Below are 20350 nucleotides of genomic sequence, written 5' to 3' on the forward strand. Positions count from 1 at the left end.
TCAGACGTTAGGCTTTTACAGCTGGCTTGATGATTATGTCAGCGTTAACGTGACCCGGAACTGCGCCTTTAATAAGAAGCAAGTTACGTTCAGCATCTACGCGAACTAATTCAAGGTTTTGAGTAGTAACTTTCTCAGCACCCATGTGACCAGACATTTTTTTGCCTTTAAATACGCGACCTGGTGTTTGACATTGACCGATTGAACCGTTTGAACGGTGAGACAATGAATTACCATGAGTCATATCTTGAGTACGGAAATTCCAACGCTTAATACCGCCTTGGAAACCTTTACCCTTTGATGTGCCTGTCACGTCAACTAAATTTGTGTCGTTGAAAATCTCAACTGTGATTTCACTACCAGCAGCTAAATCAGCACCTTCACCGTTGTTTAAACGGAATTCCCACAAACCACGACCAGCTTCGATACCTGCTTTCGCAAAGTGACCTGCTGTAGGTTTGTTAACACGGTTGGCTTTTTTAGTACCCGTAGTAACTTGAATCGCTGAATAACCGTCGTTGTCTACAGTTTTTACCTGAGCAACTCGGTTGGCTTCAACTTCTAGGACTGTAACTGGAGTAGATGCGCCATCTTCAGTGAAGATACGAGTCATACCAACTTTACGTCCGACTAGACCGATAGTCATGTCTAAAACCCCCTATTAACCCAAGCTAATTTGAACGTCGACACCAGCTGCTAAGTCTAAACGCATTAATGCATCAACAGTCTTATCAGTAGGTTCTACGATATCAATTAAACGCTTGTGAGTACGGATTTCGTACTGATCACGCGCATCTTTGTTAACGTGTGGAGAAATCAAAATAGTGAAACGCTCTTTGCGCGTAGGTAATGGAATTGGACCACGAACCTGTGCACCAGTACGTTTAGCAGTATCAACGATTTCTGCTGTAGATTGATCAATCAAACGATGATCAAACGCTTTCAAACGAATGCGAATTCTTTGATTTGACATTTATCAAATCCCCTAATAAAAGAACGAACAAAGTACAGCCCATCTCCTTTCTTATTGAGAAAGGGGGGAGTACCGATTAAATCATTCAACTCCAAATCGGAGTTGCTGTTATTTCCTGCGTAGCTTAAAAAATAAGAACGCTCCTGAAGACATTGTCAATCAGGAGCGCGTATTATACATAATCTTGCTTTTTAAGCAACAAAATATTTTTAAGTCTGCAGTTTTTAATTAATATGTTTAGTTGCTACTAGATTTCTTGTTTTTTGTTGAGCTAGCTTTAGGGGCTGAGCTACTGCTATATGTTGGAGATGGATGTCTATCTGCCCTCATTTCATGTACCCTTTTACCCTTTATGCCTATATTATAGTTATTACCCTGTATACGCTTACGTAACGTCACCCCTCTCCGCCCATGATAACGCCTACCTGAAAGTTCAGATTTTCGAACAATCGCTGTACCAGTTTTTAAAGAGTCTAATGATAGCAATAATTCAAATGTTATCTTTGATTCATTGGCTAGTCGGCTTATTACGACATCGCCGGAATTAATACCCGTGGAAAGATAATAAGCATTAAGCAAAAGCATGAGTCGTTGATATTCAAACTTAAGCTGCTTCGGCATAAACGCTTTTTCACGTTTAATATCAACCAATAGGGTTTCATTGGCTAAATGATTAAAAGAGAACGCCGATTCGGGTATTAAGTTTGGATAATAGTCATCAGACAAAATCTTTTTGTTACCGTCACGTTCAACTTCAAAGCGAATAGTATCGGAAAAATCTAAAGCATATAAATAGTCATCTAACGTGCTTTTAGCGTTGCGTTTAAACCCTCGCTCATCTCCTAAAGAAAGAATTATATCACCGGATCGTAACCCTAAATTATATGCTAACGAAAACGGTAAAACCGACAATATCTTGATCGATTTTTTATCATATTCTTTTTCGTCCAGTACTAAACCAAAGTATTCATCAGGCTCTAACGCAAAAAAGTCTCCTGATTTATAGCTTTTCTTGTCCTTATAATAATTAGTTATTTTACCAAAGACTTTATTTAATTGATCTTCGATTGCCTGCGGAAAAGGATCAGTCTTTAGAATAAGTGCACGCGTTTGTCCAAATACTTCAGTTTTATTTGTAATATGGCATTGCTTTTCAGTCTCATTTTTGACACTAATGCTATTTGAATTCGCAGTGGACTTTATCGATAACGTATAGTGACGGTTCGCTTTAAAATTAAAAAGAAAAGGAACTAATTCATGGATCTTTGGTCTGCCGAGTTCTCCTTCAATATCGGACTCTAATTCAATTACGTTACCGAAAACATTAAAGTGTACTGTACGAAGTCCAGGCTTAAATTTATATACAATTTTCTTTTCCGCTAGCTTTCCGACATCAAATTTACGATCATCAATTCTATTGTCAATAATAAACGGCGTTCCTATCTTTGTATAACTTGAATCAAAAGAAACCGTAGCGCAGCTATTACTTCCAGCTTCACTAAATATAGAGACCATAGCTATCATAGCACTGAACCCTACTTTATATAGAATTTGCATGATTCCTCCTTAAGGAATTCACCGTTAGATTAGCAATGAGTTCTTTTCGTTTCTGTAAAATCTTAATTTTGGCCTCGTGTGTTTTGGCTTCTTGAAGTTGAATATCTAGAAAATAGAGCTCACCTAAAGTTCCTATATCTCTATAGAGCAAGTTGTTTTCTTGTAGCAGCCTTTCTTCTAACAGCCTATTTACTTGAAGTATTTTTTCCATTTCCATATTAGTCAATTTGTGCTCTACACCGATAACACTGACAGCTAGAACACCACTTAAAACCATCACTCGCTTAATATAATGAATTTCAAAGACATCACGAAAAACAAGTTTAATTTTCGAGATTACATTCCAAGATAAAAGCGTTGACACCGTTCTAATTTTTGAACCTCTATTTTGCTTAGCTGATTGTTCAATCAATTTCGTTAAAACAATTGGTGAGGGGGCTTCTATTGTGATGTTTTTTGCTGATTCACGCAGTACTCTTAGCTTTTTCTGTTCGTCTTCAGATAGTGAGCACTCCCAATTACTGTCATTATTTGACTCTTGCATTGCTTTTCTCCTGACTAACAATACGTATTTTTTTTAATCCTCTAGAGACAATAGATTTAGAATAACTAGGGGATTTATTAGTTAATTCCGCTATTTCTTTATGACTATATTGTTCAACAATATAAAGCCAAATCACAGCTCGCTCTTCATATCCGCAAACTGAAAATAATTCATCAATTACTTTTAAATCATCAATACTTTTTTCAATGTTTAACTCCAATACTTGCTCTACCACTTCGTCATCACAGTAATTAGCTTTCTTTTTCATGGTTCGGAAAAAACTAATTGTGGTATTGAAAGCTATTCTTTTAGCCCATGCGACAAACAAACCTTGTTCTCTATAACTGTGTATGTTTTCAAAAATAATAATAAACGTATCATGCAATAGATCCTGCGCCACCTCATGGGATTGACAAATTTTAACAATTGCAGTGTACAGTTGTGGAGCTAAGAAGTGATAGCATTGTTCACGAGCATCTTTATCTCCTAAAGCTAAGCTCTCTAAAAATTGTTCATCACACCAATCCAAAATACTTCCCTTTTGTGCGTCCTTACTTTTATAAACGTTTAATATTTAAAATTCGTCGCAATAAAATGAAAATTAACGCAACTATGTAAAAATTAAACGATAAAACAAGCTTACTCAGCAAAATTCACACCAAAACATAAGCTTCAATGATGTTTATTTATAGTACTTTTGTTGAGTTGATATAATGTTCAGAGCGGAATAAATAGCGCTATTCAACAATTAATAAAATGTGATTATCGTTAGTTTAAGCAGGGATGTAAAAGAAAGACGAAGGTGGTATATGAATCAAGAAACAATTAGGCTGACACAAGTATTATCCCACAGCCAGCCTAAATACTGTTAATTACTCTGACTTACAATATTTATTAATGTAATCAGCTTGCGTCATTGCCATTTTTGCAGATTCTACTATTACTTGTTTGATATCTTTAATGAACCTTTTGTGCTGGACTTTTGGCCTTAGATCAATGAGAGGGTCATAATTTTTAGGTATTATATTTTGGCCAACTAATACAGCAACCCAATTGGCTTCTCTAAATAAATCAGTTTCGCGTGCGACAATTCTACCGTTGTGAGCAAACTGTTCAATTTTATAACGCAGTGAATCAGGAATATTGGTTTGCGCGCACATATGCCAAAACTCACCTTCTTGACGTTGATTCGCATAATAATGCAGTATCAAAAAGTCTCTAACTTCGTCATATTCATCACTCGTTAAACGATTGTATTCTTGCGAAGATAACACATCTTCACTATCACTAGGAAACAAAGACAAAAATCGACTAATTGCCGTTTGAACTAAGTGTAAACTTGTGGACTCTAAAGGTTCAAGAAAACCTGATGACAACCCTATTGATAAACAGTTTCCCTTCCAAAATTCAGTACGCTTACCAGCTTTAAAGTGTACCACTTTGGGCTCAGTAAGAAGATCGCCATCTATATTTTCTATAAGTTCATTTTTCGCTTCTTCATCTGTAATAAACTTAGAGCAATAAACATAACCATTTCCCATGCGATGTTGAAGAGGTATTTGCCACTGCCACCCAGCAGGTCGCGCAATAGATTTTGTGTAAGGTGAAATTCTATTACTGTGTGCACTTTGAACAGCGACAGCTCTGTCACATGGCAACCAATGCCTCCAATCTACATAACCACTATTTAATGCTTTCTCAATTAACAGACTTTGAAAACCTGTACAATCTATAAAAAAATCAGCTGAAATAGTCTTCCCTGACTCTAGCGTGAGCGATTTGATAGTGCCTGATTGATGATCTACATATACACTTTCAACAGTTCCTTCAATCCTTTCTACCCCTTTAGCAGTTGTATACTTTCGTAAATAATCTGCGTACAAGTTCGCATCAAAATGGTAAGCATAGTCAAATGTGGACATAATATAACTAGGGTCTGTCTGTGGCCGTTCAAACTTTGCATTTTTTGCTAAGTGCCACGCCATAGAAAAGTCATTTAATGACGATCCATGCTTTTCTTTCAACCAAAACTGATAAAATGGTATGGGATCGAAATTAACACCATAGCTACCAAACGGATGGAAATAGCTGTGTTCGTCTTTAGCCCAATTGACAAACTCAATCCCTAACTTGTACGTCCCTTTAGTTGCTTTTAAAAATTCATGTTCATCAATACCAAGTGACTTATTAAACCCCTTGATTGGCGGAATAGTCGCCTCTCCGACGCCGATAGTTCCAATTCTATCAGATTCAACCACAGTGATTTTGCAATTATCTTGGATTGCATTGGCTATTGAAGCTGCGCTCATCCATCCAGCGGAGCCACCTCCTAGTATAATAATATGCCTAATAGAAGAGTTCTGCATTTACATGTTTCTCACTTTTAATGACTCACCATATGTAACAAACTGTAACAAATATTAACAAATTCAAGCAAACATAAATTTATGCAAATTACATTGTAAATATCTTACTCATGTAAATTGCACTATATTTTCACCGTAATAATATTAACTCAACAGATTAATTTTAAACTTTCATCACTCGATGTTATGAATATCAGCAAAGCAATAAAGCCAAAACTTACGAACCTCTATTAATAAACAGCAAAATTTTCTTAGCAATAGTTATTTTTGTTTAACGTAACTTCTGGTATACTCGCGCGGTTTTTATTCACTAACCCTTTAGAGCAAAGCAATGTCAGATTTAAGCAAATACAGAAATATTGGTATTTTCGCTCACGTTGATGCTGGTAAAACCACAACAACTGAACGAATTTTGAAACTTACAGGTAAAATCCATAAACTTGGTGAAGTTCACGATGGTGAATCTACTACAGACTTCATGGAACAAGAAGCTGAGCGCGGTATTACTATCCAATCAGCTGCAGTAACATGTGAGTGGAAAAAGCACCGTTTTAACGTAATTGACACTCCTGGTCACGTTGATTTCACCGTTGAAGTATATCGTTCATTAAAAGTGCTTGATGGTGGTATTGGTGTATTCTGTGGTTCTGGTGGTGTAGAGCCGCAATCAGAAACTAACTGGCGCTATGCTAACGAATCAAAAGTAGCTCGTTTAATATTTGTAAACAAGCTTGACCGTTTAGGTGCAGATTTCTACCGTGTTAAAGACCAAGTAAAAAATGTACTTGGTGCACGCCCACTTGTCATGACTTTACCAATCGGTGAAGAAGATGACTTCGTTGGCGTTGTCGATGTTTTATCTCAAAAAGCGTACATTTGGGATGATTCAGGTCAACCTGAAAATTATGAAATACAAGATATTCCTGCCGATATGGTAGACGACGCTGCAATGTATCGTGAAGAATTAATCGAAACTGCTCTAGAAGCAGATGAAGATTTATTAATGGAATACTTAGAGGGTGAAATTACCCCTACTGAAGAACAAATCAAAGCATGTATTCGTAAGGGTACAAATGAGCTAATGTTCTTCCCAACATACTGTGGTTCTGCATTTAAGAACAAAGGTATGCAGCTTCTTCTTGATGCTGTTGTTGACTACTTACCAGCACCAACAGAAGTTCCACCTCAGCCGTTAACGGATGAAGAAGGTGAACCAACAGGCGAATTCGCTATTGTTGATGCTGATAAAGAACCGTTCCGTGCGTTAGCGTTTAAAATTATGGATGATCGTTTTGGTGCCCTTACGTTCGTACGTATCTATTCAGGTCGTATCAAGAAAGGTGACACTGTACTTAACTCATTCACAGGCAAAACAGAACGTATCGGCCGTATGGTTGAGATGCAAGCTGATGACCGTACCGAGTTAACAGAAGCACAAGCGGGTGACATTTTAGCAATCGTTGGTATGAAGAATGTTCAAACAGGTCACACACTATGTGACGTTAAGAACCCTTGTACACTAGAAGCAATGGTATTCCCAGAACCAGTAATCTCAATTGCTGTAGCACCTAAAGATAAAGGTTCAACTGAGAAAATGGGTATTGCTATTGGTAAGATGGTTGCTGAAGATCCTTCTTTCCAAGTTGAAACAGATGAAGATTCAGGTGAGACCATCCTTAAAGGTATGGGTGAGCTTCACTTAGATATCAAAGTAGACATCTTGAAGCGTACTTACGGTGTTGAACTTGAAGTAGGTAAGCCACAAGTAGCATACCGTGAAACAATCACACAAGAGATTGAAGATTCTTATACGCATAAGAAACAATCTGGTGGTTCTGGTCAATTCGGTAAAATTGATTACCGCATCAAGCCAGGCGAGCAAAACTCAGGTTTCGTATTCAAATCAACTGTTGTTGGTGGTAACGTTCCTAAAGAATTCTTCCCTGCCATTGAAAAAGGCTTCAAGGGCATGATGGATGAAGGTGTTCTTGCTGGTTTCCCTGTATTAGATGTTGAAGTTGAATTATTCGACGGTGGTTTCCACGCGGTGGATTCATCAGCTGTTGCATTCGAAATCGCCGCTAAAGGCGCATTCCGTCAGTCAATCCCAAAAGCAGGTGCACAATTACTTGAACCGGTAATGAAAGTTGATGTGTATACTCCTGAAGACAACGTAGGTGACGTAATTGGTGACCTTAACCGTCGTCGTGGTATGATCAAAGACCAAGAAGCTGGCACTACAGGTGTTCGCATTAAAGGTGACGTACCACTTTCTGAGATGTTCGGTTACATTGGACACTTACGTACAATCACTTCAGGTCGTGGTCAATTCTCGATGGAATTCAGCCACTACTCAGCTTGTCCAAGCAATGTAGCTGAAGAAGTAATTGCTGAAGCAAAAGCACGTAAAGATGCTAAGTAATTTAGCCCTTTAACGCTTTTTGAAAAGCCTCGCTCATGCGGGGCTTTTTTATGTGCTTTGTCTTATTCTAAAGTTTCACACAACACTTTAATTTGCCATAAACGTTAAAAAACCTCGCACAATATATTCACAACATTAATACAACCTTCCATTATTTTTATAAATATCAATAAAATAGAATTAATTATATTTTTATTCGTTTAACACCACTTGCCCATTGAATATTAGCTATCTACCTTAATTTGACAGCAGGGATCACATGAGCCCGCGAGGACAGTTTTAGCGATTAAGGAAGATAGGTGTCACAATTATTTAGAAAACAAGCGGTAGATGCACAAGGACAGCGCCTCGTGGGCTCAGTCACCTTAGCACAACCCATCCCTCTTAAACTGACCGTGTTAGTCATTTCGATTACAGTGTTAGTTACCTTAATATTTCTGTTCAATGCCGAATATACAAGGAAAGAAACTGTTATAGGTTTTTTAAGGCCTAATAAAGGGCTCATCAAAAGCTTCTCAGAAAAAACCGGCACAATCAAAGAAGTACTAGTATCGGCAGGGCAGTTAGTCGAGAAAGGAACCCCTTTAGTATCTATCGTCAGCAACAGAGCCTTAGAAAATGGTGACGATGTTAATCAACAACTGATTAAAGACGTTGAACTACAAATAAGCCTTCAAAGCCAAGAACTCTCTGAGTTACCTCTGTTAGAAAAACGTTCAACTGATGAATTAAATCAGCAAATAGTATTAGCACATCAATCATTAGTGGCACTACAAGCACAGAAAGCGTTAATAGATGAAAAATTAGCATTGTTAGAAAAGCAAACATTGCAACTAACGTCACTACATCAAAAAGGATATATTTCAACTCTCGATATACAACAACAACGCGAACGGCATTTAACAGTCAAACAAGAGTCAGAGCAGTTAGTGACATCACAAGTTAGCTTACATCAAAAAATTAGCCAATTAGAAAACCAGCAACTTTCACAACCATTTGAATTCGCTTCCAAACGCAGAATATTACAGCAACGTATTTCTACCTTTAATAGTCAATTAACTAACATCAAAAATAACTTTAGTCATGTGGTTAAGGCGACGCATAGTGGCATTGTTACCGATATTCATATTTTACCCGGCGAAACGCTGAATAAAATCAGGCCACTTTTAACTATATTGCCACACAACTCATCATTAATTGCAGAGCTTATGCTCCCTACGCGTTCAGCAGGCTTTATTGGGGAAGGAGATAAAACTTATTTGCGATTTGATGCTTTTCCACACCAACGCTTTGGTTTTATTACCGGAAAAGTCACTCGAGTAGATAATGCATTGATCACCCAACAAGATGTCAATTTTCCAATCAGTATAACCGAGCCAGTATACCGCCTTCAGGCAAAGTTAAATAAACAGTTCATCGATGTTTACGATAAAAAACTACCGTTAAAAAGTGGCATGATGTTTCAAGCAGATATTGTACTTGATAAACGATCTTTATTTGAGTGGGTTATTGATCCAATTCTCAGCGTTAAAGGAAAATTAAGGTAAGCATATGTTGGCAAAACACTCATATATGGCATACGCCTTATTAAAATTAAAAACACTTATTGTTGATACCCCTTTGAAGGTTTCATTACTTACTGGTCAATTATTGATTGCATGTATCTTTTTATTCCATGGGAATAATCCTTTACTTGTGCTATCTGCTAGCCTGTTAGTGATCAGTAGTATTTTAATTATATATTCAATAAAGCGTAATTCCCCATTATTTTTTTCATTAAGCGAAGCCGCTACATGTTGTACATTTGTTTTATTCTTTACTGCTGTTTCTGATCTAATGCTACATGGCTTTTGGCTTTTCTATAGCGTGTTATTAGTACTGTATATGTACTTTATTCAGCTGATAAAAGTAATAGAAGAGGATCAATAATCATGATGAATTTCAGCGTCAGCTATCGTGTAAATCATCTATTAAACAGCATATTTCTTTTGCTTGTTGTTAGCCTGCTATCTCCTGAAAATAGTATGTACTTTATTTGTATTGGTGTTTGGTTAACGCTTAGCTTACTTGATGTATTTCTAATCTATCGAAATGCCAATATATTATTATTTTCACGCATGAGTGAGAACGAATTTATTATTCACCACCGCACAGGGAAGATGACTTACCTGCCAAAGGCAAGTCTGTATGTTCAACGATATCTATGTTTTTACCGAATATATTTAGCCAACGAGCAATTAACTCAAAGGTTTTATTTTCTTTCATGTCCAAATTTCAAAATTGATTTCGCACCAATTAACTATAGCAGCCTAAAAGATCTGCTTATTGCAGGCGAATAGCAATAACACATAAGTAAGAGCATTGAGTCACACATTAATAAGGGATTTAATTAAATGGATTTAGCTGCAAATACCACTCAATTACTTGAGTTTTCAACGAAAAAAAGAGTGCCGCTAATATTACAAGCAGAAGTTGCTGAGTGTGGTTTAGCTGCAATTGCAATGGTGGCATCGTATTTTGGTCACCAACTAGATATGCAAGCTATGCGAAGTCGCTTCTCAGCTAACCTAAAAGGAATGAATTTACAGCAACTTATTGAACTGTCGGACAGTTTAGGATTAGCAAGTAGGCCATTGCAATGCCCATTAGAAGATATTAACAAGCTTAATTTACCCTGTATTTTACATTGGGATATGAACCACTTTGTTGTACTAACCAAAATAGCGAAAAATAAGTTTTATATTAATGACCCAGCTCTGGGTAAGCGTGTTTACTCTAAAGAAGAATTTAGTCAGCATTTTACCGGTATAGCACTAGAGCTTTCTCCAACCTCAAAATTTGAAGCACGCATTGAGCATCAAAAAATGCGAATTTCACAATTGTGGAGTAATATCACAGGCCTGAAATCAGCCTTGTTGAAGCTATTATGTCTCTCATTGTTTTTACAAATTTTTTCACTCATGACTCCGTATTACATGCAATGGGTAGTGGATGAAGTACTCATTAGTTACGACAAATCATTATTGGTTGTTCTTGCTTTTGGATTTGCACTACTAGCGATCGTAACTGTAGTTACAAATACCATTAGAAGTTGGTTAATTTTACGTTTATCGAGCATGCTTAATATGCAAATGGGCGTTAACTTACTTCGCCATTTATTGCGCTTACCAATGAATTACTTTGAGTCGAGACATATCGGTGATGTTGTTTCTCGCTTTGGTTCCCTTAATCAAGTGCGAGAAAGAATGACTACTGGCATAGTAGAGACAACGGTTGATGGGCTGATGTCAGTTATCGTACTTGTTATGATGCTAATGTACTCTATTAAGCTCACCTTAATCGTGCTTTCTGCAATAGCACTGTATATTATTTTCCGGGTATCTTTATACCAACCCCTCCATAGAGCAACAGAAGATTCCATTCAAAATTCAGCAAAAGAACAAAGTAATTTTTTAGAAAATATAAGGGGCATACAAACTATTAAGCTGTTCGGCAACGAAGCGCAGCGTCAAGGTATCTGGCAAAATCGATTTGCCGAAGTTATTAATGCCGATATTCACCTTGGAAAGTTAAAAATTGGTTTTGAAAACTTCAACAAAGCATTGTTCGGTTTAGAAAATGTATTAGTTATTTATTTTGCTGCAACAGCAGTTATGGGGAGTGAGTTATCTATCGGTATGGTATTAGCCTTCATTGCATATAAGGGACAGTTAACGCAAAGCATCACAAACCTTATAGAACAACTGATTCAATTTAAAATGATGCGCCTACACTTAGACAGAATTGCTGATATTGCATTATCAAAGACAGAAAAACACCGGGAATCTTCATTTCCTATAAAGCAAGAAATGCAAGAACATGCTGGAGAGCTTCGTTTAGAAAATGTTTGCTTTTGTTATAATAACGATGAACCGCCCATCATTAATAATTTAACTTTTACTATAAATTCTGGGGATTGCATCGCCATCACTGGTGCTTCTGGCTCAGGTAAATCTACTTTGATTAAGCTGATGTTAGGCTTACTTTCCCCAACTTCTGGAAAGATATTTTTCAATAATCAAGATATTACACAAATAGGGCTTAAAAACTACCGTAAAATTATTGCTGCGGTTATGCAAAATGACACACTATTAGCAGGCTCTATTGCTGATAATATTTCCTTTTTCGACCCTGAGCCAAACTATTTAAAAGTAGAACAATGCGCACAATTAGCCGCCATTCATCAAGATATTTGCCAGATGACCATGGGCTATAATGCACTCGTTGGTGATATGGGTGCTTGCTTATCAGGCGGTCAGCAACAACGAATCCTACTCGCAAGAGCATTATACAAAAAGCCCAGTATTCTTTTCTTAGATGAAGCAACGAGTCATCTAGACAGCGAAAACGAAATTAAAATATGTGAAAAAATCCAAGACTTATCGATGACTAGGGTCATGATTGCTCATCGACCAGACACCATTAAACATGCAAAAAAGGTATTAACATTAACCAATGGCCTACTCGAAGATATATCACAACAGCATTTGCAAATCGGTTAAATAACGGTTTTGCATTTACACCTGATGGGCAACAGCCTTATCAATTTAGTTAACCGAATAACCGAAAATAAAAGGAGTTTTATAATAAAAACTGTAAGTAAAGAAAATTTTCATGACGTCACTGGAGGTAATAGATATGCCAACCTTAAAAATGACATCAGAGTGAGAATTCAATCTTTACACATATATAAAGTAATTATTAATACGTGTGGCTATGTCAAGCCTCAACGTAAATTACACTATTAGATAACACTTTACATACTTAACCAAATAATTTTATAAGGATTTTAAAATGACTAATATAGATAGATCACAATGGACAAAGATTATCGGCGGTAATAATACAACTCAGCCACATCACCTAGGCTTTACTGCTAATCAAGCATTACCAAGTCCTGCACTTCGACTTCCGGAAGACTACGATCCGAAAACTCCAATTAACGGCGATATTTTATCTGCCTTTAAGCGTTGATTTCATAAGTTTACGTTGGTGAATGAACCAGTATAAAGTCAGTGAATGTGAATGACCTTCCATTTATTGACTTTACACAAACTTCCCCCTTCTCTGGATGTTTTATAGAAAAGCTTTTTGAAAAGAACGTACAACAAGATTAAAATTTAAGTGGTTCTAATTTTATTTTTATGAAAAAAAACCAAAACCCGCAAATTTACCAATTTGTGACCAAAACAATGGGAGTATCATTAATGATACTCGGCCTCTTTATACACATTCGTTATAGCTTACTGCTTCTGGCTATAAATTGTACACTTTTAGGGTTTTATTTATTCACCGCCAAACAAGTAGTGTCAAAAATTTACCACATACTCTTAACTAGCTTTGCTCTACTACTTATACTCACTACACGTATAACATGGCTTACTATTTTTTACGCACTATTAGTTATTTTCATACTAAGTTTATTTTATTACAAATGTATTAAACCCTATTTTTAACGTATTTCTGTTCTTAGCCGATAAGTATCGCCTTGCATTTCCACCTCTGAAATGTTTTGATACAAAATGACCAAATAGCATTTATTTATATAAATCAATAAGATTGAACATTTGTATAATTTTTGTAGTTCGATGGGCATCAAGGGAAGAGAGTGCTGAGCTGTGGAAAAACGTCATTTAATTAAAATAAAAAATTGGATATTTGATCCAATTAATAAAACCTTAACGTTTCAAGAAAATGAAGATAATAAACAACCAAAAGTCGAAACGTTAGAGTCAAAACATGTAGCTTTGTTAAGTTGTCTTATTGAACATCAAGGTTCAATAGTGTCTCGAGAGCAACTTGTTAAGATTGTATGGAAAGATAGGTATGTAGATGATCGAACGATTAACGCTACAATCTCTAGGTTACGCAAAATTTTAGGTGGTGAGACGCAAGAATTTATTAAAACCCACCCAAAGTCAGGCTACAGCCTACATTGTGTAGCCTCTACTATTTCAGTTAAGCAAGTAGATCAAAGCCTTCCCGATAAATCTTCCAATATATCACCGCAGAAAAAATTTACGCTATCGCTTATTATATTTTTAAGTTTACTAATGGTTTGGTATGCAATCGAACAGTCGCAAAAACCTTTAGAAACACAAACAGAAACGAATATAGAAATTATTCCTTTAACGTATGAAGAAGGCTGGGAGTTTGAGCCATCGTTAAACGCGGATGGTAATTTACTTGCCTATGTAACCTTTAATGGCTGGCAAGATAAATATAAAGTCCATGTACAAAACAATGACTCTAAAAATACAAAACCTATAAGCACATTAATTAATACTAGGTCGCCTATTTGGCTACAAAAAACTAATCAATTATTTTATGTTGCAGAAATTAATGGAAAGTGTGTCGTTCAAAAAACAAACGTATCATTAGATATTAAGTTTTCAAATATACAGTCTATCGCTAAGTGTGGAGATAACTTTAACGTACCTCATATAGCCCTATCTGAAGATGGTTACTGGCTTTATTACTTAGAACAAAATAAAAACCAACCTTCAAGAGTAAAAAGAGTAAACTTAAAAACTAAAGAATCAGAGTTATTAACAAATCCTCCGTCCAACTTTTATGGTGACTTTGATATTGCGTTAAATAATGACGATTCTAAACTTGCATTTATACGCTACTATGACGATATGTCACACTCAGTAGTGATGTTGAATTTAAATACAGGTGAACAATTAGATTATACGAAAAAAAAATATGAGGTTGATTCAGTTGCATGGTCTCATTTAAGTGATAAATTTGTTTTCACAGATGACGCTTTCAATACCTTATTCAAAGTCAACTCTAACTCTGCTGAGATTACCAGTATATTTAAAAGTAATGAGAGGCTTTCTGATCCATTTTTTGTAAATAACAAAAAACTTCTGATATCTAAAGGAGATCCATACAAATCAAATATTGGTTCAATAGAGTTGATAAATAATCAATTAGTAAATTTAGATAAAGTTATTCATTCATCTTTTAAAGATCACAGCGCCATTAAAACAACTGATGATGAAAGTTTAATCTTTGTTTCTAACAGATCTGGTAGCTATGAGTTATGGAAAAAGTCTTCCAAAGACCTCAAACAACTTACTCATTTTAACGATCCTTCCAACTATATTTCTGAACCGTTATTGCTTGAAAGCAATTCACTAATACTTTTTAAATTAAATAACTCATATATGTTACTTGATTTAGATTCAGAAGCACTTAAACCTATTAATTTTCAAGAAGGAGAAGTAAGGAGCATTACAAAAGATTGTAGCTCCAAAAATAAAGTACTTTTAACTATTAAAAGCAAAGGAGAGTGGTACTTAAACAGAGTTGTTATAAATACTTTAAAATCTACTTCGATTATGCCTAGTGTAACTTCTGTAAAAGAAAATTGTGATAACAATGAATATATTGTTACCAGAAAAAATAAGCCTGGATTATTTATACTTTCCAATCATGACATGTCATTCAATCAGGAGATACTTTCACAATATACTTTCGAGTCACCTGAACTTTGGGCTATTAATGGTAATTACCTATTTTTTTGGGAAAATTCACAAAAAACATTAAATACATATAATTTATTAACCCAAGAGCTGAGTAAATTGATGTTGCCGGATAAAAATCTGACGCTTCTCTCCTCAAAGAATAAAAAATTATATTTCAGTGACTTATCTGTAAATAATACTTTTATTGGGGAAGTTACAATGTCAATTTCAAAATAAACAATATTATCCCAATAATTTAATTATTGTTTTGTCTACTTTGAATAGTGATCAATTCAATTATTAGGAGAAAACATGGAACGTTTATTTATCGTCATACTATTTATCGCCAGCAATACTTTATTAGCATCGATAAGTATAAATATCGCTAACATAACGATACATTCTAACTATGACTTACTAAATCAGGGGAAGATATCAATCGACAATAGTTTTGTAAAAAAGAAAAACAAAACGAGAATTTAGGCAACACATGCTTGGCGCTATAATTAGCGCCTATTCATAAAATATACTTCATGTGCATTCTTTGCTAACTTACGGTAGTCTTTTCGATCTAATAACATTAAAGCAATAAGTTCACATGGCTGTATCTTCAAAATTTCATAATTCGTTAGTTTACGCACTTGCCTTTTCTTCAGGCTTTTCCATCATGGGCATCGAGCTCTTAGGGGGTAGAATTCTTGCCCCATATTTTGGGAGCAGTGTACATATTTGGGGAAGTATTATTACCGTATTTATGTTGAGTTTAAGCTTGGGTTATTTACTCGGAGGGAAGTTATCTACACGTAATGCCTCATTAAAGCGCTATGGCACAATTTTTTTAATAGCAGGAATTACCGTGCTACCTATTGCATTATGGGCACCAAATATTATGGAAAGTATCTTTATTAATATAGAAGACACTCGCTATGGTTCTTTACTTGCTTCAATGGCATTATTTTTTGTTCCAACTGTAATTTTGGGCATGATATCGCCATATTCTGTACGTTTATTAGTGATTGATAAGGAACGTAGTGGACAAGTTGCAGGTGTGCTTTATTTTGTATCAACCCTAGGCAGTGCTTTAGGTACAATTATGACGTCGTTCTATTTTGTTCTGTGGTTTGAAGTAAACAATATAATTTTTGCATATAGTTCTTTATTAGTTTTGTTGGGTTTAGTCGCTATTACTTTTTATTTTCAGGAAAAATCTCGCCATGCGTAATTTAATTTATATTTTGTTCCTATTCATTATAAGTCAGCACACCAAGGCTGATATTGTGCACCAAGAGCGTTCGTTATATCGAAATATTTTAGTCGAAGATAATTATGATGTACGCTGCTTGAAGTTTAATGTGAAAACTAGCAAAACTAATCAAAGTTGCCTTTATAAAAGTGAACCTCAAAAGCTAGTATTTAATTATACAAAACTATTATTTTCTAGTTTATTAATGTTAGAAAAAGCCCCTGAAAATATCCTTATTATTGGTCTTGGTGGTGGTACTATGTCGAATACGTTACACCGATTATACCCTGAATCTCGAATAGAAAATGTTGAAATAGATCCAGCAGTTATTAAGGTGGCACGCGAATATTTTGGATTTTACGAAAATGATCATGTTACTTCTAAAGTGCAAGATGGCCGTATTTTCATTAAACGTGCAGGTCTTAAAAATGAACAATATGATTGGATTATATTAGATGCTTTTAATGGCGATTATATTCCAGAGCATTTATTAACCAAGGAGTTTCTTGAAGAAACAAAAAAATTATTGTCACCTAAAGGTGTCTTAGCAGCAAATACATTTTCAATAAGCAAATTGTATGAACATGAATCGGCAACCTATCATGCTGTATTTGGTGACTTTTTTAATGTGCGTAATCGTAATAACAGTAATAGAATCATTCTGACTACAAAAGCTGATTTACCTACCGAAAGCTATATTTCCAAAAGAGCCAAAGCACTTCAACAACAACTCAAGCCATTTGATGTCGACATCATCGATATCACAACTTACATCACATCAACAGCCGATGATAAAGATTGGCCAGATGATACTAAAATATTAACTGACCAATTTTCTCCTGCGAATTTACTCAATTATTAACTTATTCAGTACCAAGCGTTACTTGCCATTGTGTCATCAAGGCAAGTAACGCTTGGCTACCTAATGTGCCAGTGACTGAAAGGCCGTTTTTGACCCCTCTTTGATCCTCATTACTTCTATGCTGACCAAGTTTTGCTTTGGCATCGATGTGGTCAATCGTCATTGAAAAGCCCACAATGCCTTTTAAAAGCTTTCCTTGATATTCAGGTGTCACTACTTCGCGTTTTTTCAGTAATGAAGGCTCATACTTTTCCATCAATTTATCCAAAGCCAATACAGTATTTTCACCATAAAGCAGCGTTACTTTGCCCTTTACATGTACACTCGCATAGTTCTATGTTGGCACATTGGGAGGGTTGGTATACCAAGTCGGTGATATGTATCCATGTGGTCCATCAAAAACGGCTAAACACGCACCTTGCTCAACTTCTTTCCAATGTGTGTTTGCGCGTGAAAAGTGGCCAATTAGCAACTGCCTTTCTTGATCATAATACAAGGGTAATCGCGTTGCCTGTAAAGAAGGAGAAACTAACGTGACAAAACTATATTTATGCAAAAAGTCGTCAATCAATGGCGGTTCAGGAAATTGCATTCGTAGTAGTACATACATGGAGAAGCCCTTTACACCTTAAAGTCTATTGTTATCATAGCAATGACAATTTATCTGTTTTTAACGGAACTTCAAAATATATTTGTTAATAGGTATACAGCAATTTATCGTGTAACGTTATTGTTAAGCTTATTTCATGAATTAAAAACTTCCCGTTATGGCTTACCATCAAAACAAACGTTTCAATTATTATCACTTGCGCTTTGAGTTCTTAACAAATATGATTGAAACTATTAGAATTATATCAATGATTAAATTGAAGTAATTCCGTAAGTTAAAAATGTTTTAATAACATGGTTAATTTATGGCTTAACATTCGAAATCGTTCAGGAAAAATAAACATGCGCTTGGCTTTACTCGCACTAACGGTTGGCTGTATTTCAGTTGGCTCACAGACATTCGCTTTTGAATCAGTGTCTTCGGGCTACAACTCGGTAGAAAGTTTAGAACTTCAACTGAGTGATAAAGAGGCTGAATATTCTGCTTTTATCAACACATTAAATTCGTTGAATGAACAGTTTAATGCTGAAACAGAAAAATTAGCCCTACTTCGAAGTAGGGGAGACGAACTAAAGAAAGCACGTGCTTTAGCGTTATTAAATATGAACGAGCAATACGAAGCTCTCGTTGATAATCCCGAACAAGATATAGCACAAGCACAAACTGCCTATCGTCAAGCCATTCAAAATCAGAAACAAAATAAAGATGACATTAAAAACACTGTTTCTTTAATTACTAGTTTGAAAAAGCAACTTGCTGATGCAAACTTACAACGATTTACATTAGCAAATGCTCGTGAAGCGTTAGTAGAAGAAATTAGAATTTCACGTGTTAAACGACTACAAAAAGAATTTGATAAGCAAGACCAAATTCAAACATCACAATCTGTCGCTTGTGATGCACAAGAAACATTAAAACAATGTATTACTCGTAGCAATCAATTAGCAAAACAAAAAGCTTCTAAACAGTTTGTAGATGGTTTGTTTGCTGATGCAACTGAATCTAATAAAATTAGCCAAAACAAAGACAATTCTGCAGCGCAAGTTCGTCTACTAAACCATAAAGTAGAATCAGGTGAATTTAGTGGCCAAGGTAACTATTCAACAACAGTTACAGTAGAGTTGCAAGGTTCGTTACCGAATGCTGAAGCATGCAAACTACTCGAATTATCTACTCGTTACTGCACTTATGATAAAGAGCATGCACAAATAGCCCCTGTTAATGTAGATGCTGGAAACACCATTACGCTCAATGATGAAGGCGTTATGTACGAACTCACTATTCGCTCTGATCAATATGATGATGAAGTTTTTATAGATGGTGTAAGCTATGGTTCAACAAAGTTATCGGTCATGCTTTCAGCTGGTTTACATGACATAGTGATCACTAAACCAGGCTATTTAGACCATCAAGAGCAAGTACGATTAAATAAAAACAAAACAGTAAAAGCTGAACTTGTAAAATCAGCTATAAATTTTGCAAATGGTGAGCCTGTTCAAGATATTTTACCTGGAGATGAGTTAGGTCCTGAGCTTATCGGCGTACCGGCTGGGCGCTTTCAAATGGGTGATTTAAAAGGAGCTGGGTTAAGTAATGAAAAACCTGCACGGGGTGAAGAAATCTTACGTCCTTTCGCAATTGCACAACATCAAATTACCGTTGGTGATTTCAAACGCTTTGTAAAAGCGACAAATTACGTTACTGAAGCAGAAAGTGAAAATGGCTGTGCCGCTTTTATTGATGGAAAACCTGCATATAACAGCGTGTTAAATTGGCGTAACCCAGGCTTTAAGCAAGATGATGAGCATCCTGTTGTTTGCGTTAGCGATAACGATGCGAAAGCTTACTTAGCTTGGTTAACTAAACAAACTGATCGTACCTATCGCTTACCGACAGAAAAAGAATGGGAATACGTAGCACGTGCTGGTAGCGTTGATAACTACTGGTGGGGAAGTGATATTGGTAATGGACGTGCAAATTGCGCGTATTGTGGCAGTAAGTGGTCTAATGTAAGCACATCACCGATAAAGTCATTTAGACCAAATAGACTCGGCCTTTACGATACCGTAGGCAATGTATGGGAACTTACTAATGGTGAAAAAGTAGTTGCTCGAGGTGGCTCCTGGAATTTTGCCCCTAAACTTGCAAGAACCTCTGTAAGATTAGAATTAGCGCCCGGTTTTCGTTCCAACTATGTTGGTTTTCGAGTACTTCGTGAAAATTAATTTTAGTCAGCTTTTCTAAGCTTATATGAAGGAG

The 20350-nt window shown here is 35.9% G+C and carries 16 protein-coding genes and 1 pseudogene; 10 read left to right on the forward strand and 7 right to left on the reverse strand.

Annotation, left to right across the window (positions count from 1 at the left end; genetic code table 11):
- Positions 1–7: 7 nt before the first annotated feature.
- The 6 genes from rplC to QUE72_RS17415 all read right to left on the reverse strand — a co-directional run bounded on the left by rplC (position 8) and on the right by QUE72_RS17415 (position 5440).
- The gene (rplC, locus tag QUE72_RS17390) at positions 8–646 is read right to left on the reverse strand and encodes a 50S ribosomal protein L3 (protein ID WP_074496199.1); all 639 of its coding nucleotides are present in this window, start codon (positions 644–646) and stop codon (positions 8–10) included.
- Positions 647–661: 15 nt separating this feature from the next.
- A complete protein-coding gene (gene rpsJ / locus QUE72_RS17395) occupies positions 662–973 on the reverse strand; it encodes a 30S ribosomal protein S10 (RefSeq protein WP_074496200.1) in 312 nt (103 codons plus the stop codon).
- Between the two features lie 237 nt (positions 974–1210).
- Positions 1211–2530, reverse strand: a complete 1320-nt coding sequence (locus tag QUE72_RS17400; protein ID WP_286270391.1) for a PDZ domain-containing protein — start codon at positions 2528–2530, stop codon at positions 1211–1213.
- Positions 2514–3074 (reverse strand): hypothetical protein, encoded by a 561-nt coding sequence (locus QUE72_RS17405; protein ID WP_286270393.1) that lies wholly within the window; start codon positions 3072–3074, stop codon positions 2514–2516. Before QUE72_RS17405 ends, QUE72_RS17400 begins: the two co-directional genes overlap by 17 nt.
- A complete protein-coding gene (locus QUE72_RS17410) occupies positions 3058–3603 on the reverse strand; it encodes an RNA polymerase sigma factor (RefSeq protein ID WP_286270394.1) in 546 nt (181 codons plus the stop codon). The genes QUE72_RS17405 and QUE72_RS17410 overlap by 17 nt, the downstream gene beginning before the upstream one ends.
- Before the next feature lie 343 nt (positions 3604–3946).
- Complete coding sequence (locus tag QUE72_RS17415; protein ID WP_286270396.1) at positions 3947–5440, reverse strand: tryptophan halogenase family protein; 1494 nt, start codon at positions 5438–5440, stop codon at positions 3947–3949.
- Positions 5441–5771: 331 nt separating this feature from the next.
- On the opposite strand from QUE72_RS17415, the gene fusA reads away from it, so the two are divergent.
- From fusA to QUE72_RS17460, 9 genes are all read left to right on the forward strand, one after another.
- Positions 5772–7862, forward strand: coding sequence for an elongation factor G (gene fusA / locus QUE72_RS17420; protein WP_074496205.1), 2091 nt, complete (start codon positions 5772–5774; stop codon positions 7860–7862).
- A gap of 299 nt (positions 7863–8161) precedes the next feature.
- Entirely contained in the window at positions 8162–9409 is a 1248-nt protein-coding gene (locus tag QUE72_RS17425) for an HlyD family secretion protein (protein ID WP_074496206.1), read from the forward strand.
- 4 nt (positions 9410–9413) lie between these two features.
- On the forward strand, positions 9414–9791 hold the full coding sequence (locus tag QUE72_RS17430; RefSeq protein WP_074496207.1) for a hypothetical protein: 378 nt from the start codon (positions 9414–9416) through the stop codon (positions 9789–9791).
- A gap of 2 nt (positions 9792–9793) precedes the next feature.
- On the forward strand, positions 9794–10201 hold the full coding sequence (locus QUE72_RS17435) for a hypothetical protein (protein ID WP_286270399.1): 408 nt from the start codon (positions 9794–9796) through the stop codon (positions 10199–10201).
- A 54-nt stretch (positions 10202–10255) separates the two neighbouring features.
- Positions 10256–12403 (forward strand): peptidase domain-containing ABC transporter, encoded by a 2148-nt coding sequence (locus QUE72_RS17440; protein ID WP_074496208.1) that lies wholly within the window; start codon positions 10256–10258, stop codon positions 12401–12403.
- Positions 12404–12695: 292 nt separating this feature from the next.
- Positions 12696–12875 (forward strand): hypothetical protein, encoded by a 180-nt coding sequence (locus tag QUE72_RS17445; protein WP_074496209.1) that lies wholly within the window; start codon positions 12696–12698, stop codon positions 12873–12875.
- 644 nt (positions 12876–13519) lie between these two features.
- Positions 13520–15613 (forward strand): winged helix-turn-helix domain-containing protein, encoded by a 2094-nt coding sequence (locus tag QUE72_RS17450; protein WP_286270400.1) that lies wholly within the window; start codon positions 13520–13522, stop codon positions 15611–15613.
- A gap of 361 nt (positions 15614–15974) precedes the next feature.
- Positions 15975–16598 carry a fused MFS/spermidine synthase gene (locus QUE72_RS17455; RefSeq protein ID WP_074496211.1) on the forward strand — a complete coding sequence of 208 codons (624 nt, stop codon included), beginning with the start codon at positions 15975–15977 and terminating at the stop codon, positions 16596–16598.
- Complete coding sequence (locus QUE72_RS17460) at positions 16591–17481, forward strand: spermidine synthase (protein WP_286270403.1); 891 nt, start codon at positions 16591–16593, stop codon at positions 17479–17481. Before QUE72_RS17455 ends, QUE72_RS17460 begins: the two co-directional genes overlap by 8 nt.
- Position 17482: 1 nt before the next feature.
- Here QUE72_RS17460 and QUE72_RS17465 read toward each other — a convergent pair.
- Positions 17483–18091: pseudogene (locus QUE72_RS17465) on the reverse strand (FMN-binding negative transcriptional regulator).
- A gap of 293 nt (positions 18092–18384) precedes the next feature.
- Between QUE72_RS17465 and QUE72_RS17470 the strand changes: the two are divergent.
- Positions 18385–20316 (forward strand): SUMF1/EgtB/PvdO family nonheme iron enzyme, encoded by a 1932-nt coding sequence (locus tag QUE72_RS17470; protein WP_286270404.1) that lies wholly within the window; start codon positions 18385–18387, stop codon positions 20314–20316.
- Positions 20317–20350 lie beyond the last annotated feature (34 nt).

This window comes from Thalassotalea hakodatensis, from assembly GCF_030295995.1.
In the GTDB taxonomy this organism is placed as follows: Bacteria; Pseudomonadota; Gammaproteobacteria; order Enterobacterales; family Alteromonadaceae; genus Thalassotalea_C; species Thalassotalea_C hakodatensis.

Coding starts and splice junctions, on each gene's coding strand:
- rplC (WP_074496199.1), bottom strand. CDS start 646: ATGACTATCGGTCTAGTCGGACGTAAAGTTGGTATGACTCGTATCTTC.
- rpsJ (WP_074496200.1), bottom strand. CDS start 973: ATGTCAAATCAAAGAATTCGCATTCGTTTGAAAGCGTTTGATCATCGT.
- QUE72_RS17400 (WP_286270391.1), bottom strand. CDS start 2,530: ATGCAAATTCTATATAAAGTAGGGTTCAGTGCTATGATAGCTATGGTC.
- QUE72_RS17405 (WP_286270393.1), bottom strand. CDS start 3,074: ATGCAAGAGTCAAATAATGACAGTAATTGGGAGTGCTCACTATCTGAA.
- QUE72_RS17415 (WP_286270396.1), bottom strand. CDS start 5,440: ATGCAGAACTCTTCTATTAGGCATATTATTATACTAGGAGGTGGCTCC.
- fusA (WP_074496205.1), top strand. CDS start 5,772: ATGTCAGATTTAAGCAAATACAGAAATATTGGTATTTTCGCTCACGTT.
- QUE72_RS17430 (WP_074496207.1), top strand. CDS start 9,414: ATGTTGGCAAAACACTCATATATGGCATACGCCTTATTAAAATTAAAA.
- QUE72_RS17435 (WP_286270399.1), top strand. CDS start 9,794: ATGATGAATTTCAGCGTCAGCTATCGTGTAAATCATCTATTAAACAGC.
- QUE72_RS17440 (WP_074496208.1), top strand. CDS start 10,256: ATGGATTTAGCTGCAAATACCACTCAATTACTTGAGTTTTCAACGAAA.
- QUE72_RS17445 (WP_074496209.1), top strand. CDS start 12,696: ATGACTAATATAGATAGATCACAATGGACAAAGATTATCGGCGGTAAT.
- QUE72_RS17455 (WP_074496211.1), top strand. CDS start 15,975: ATGGCTGTATCTTCAAAATTTCATAATTCGTTAGTTTACGCACTTGCC.
- QUE72_RS17460 (WP_286270403.1), top strand. CDS start 16,591: ATGCGTAATTTAATTTATATTTTGTTCCTATTCATTATAAGTCAGCAC.
- QUE72_RS17470 (WP_286270404.1), top strand. CDS start 18,385: ATGGTTAATTTATGGCTTAACATTCGAAATCGTTCAGGAAAAATAAAC.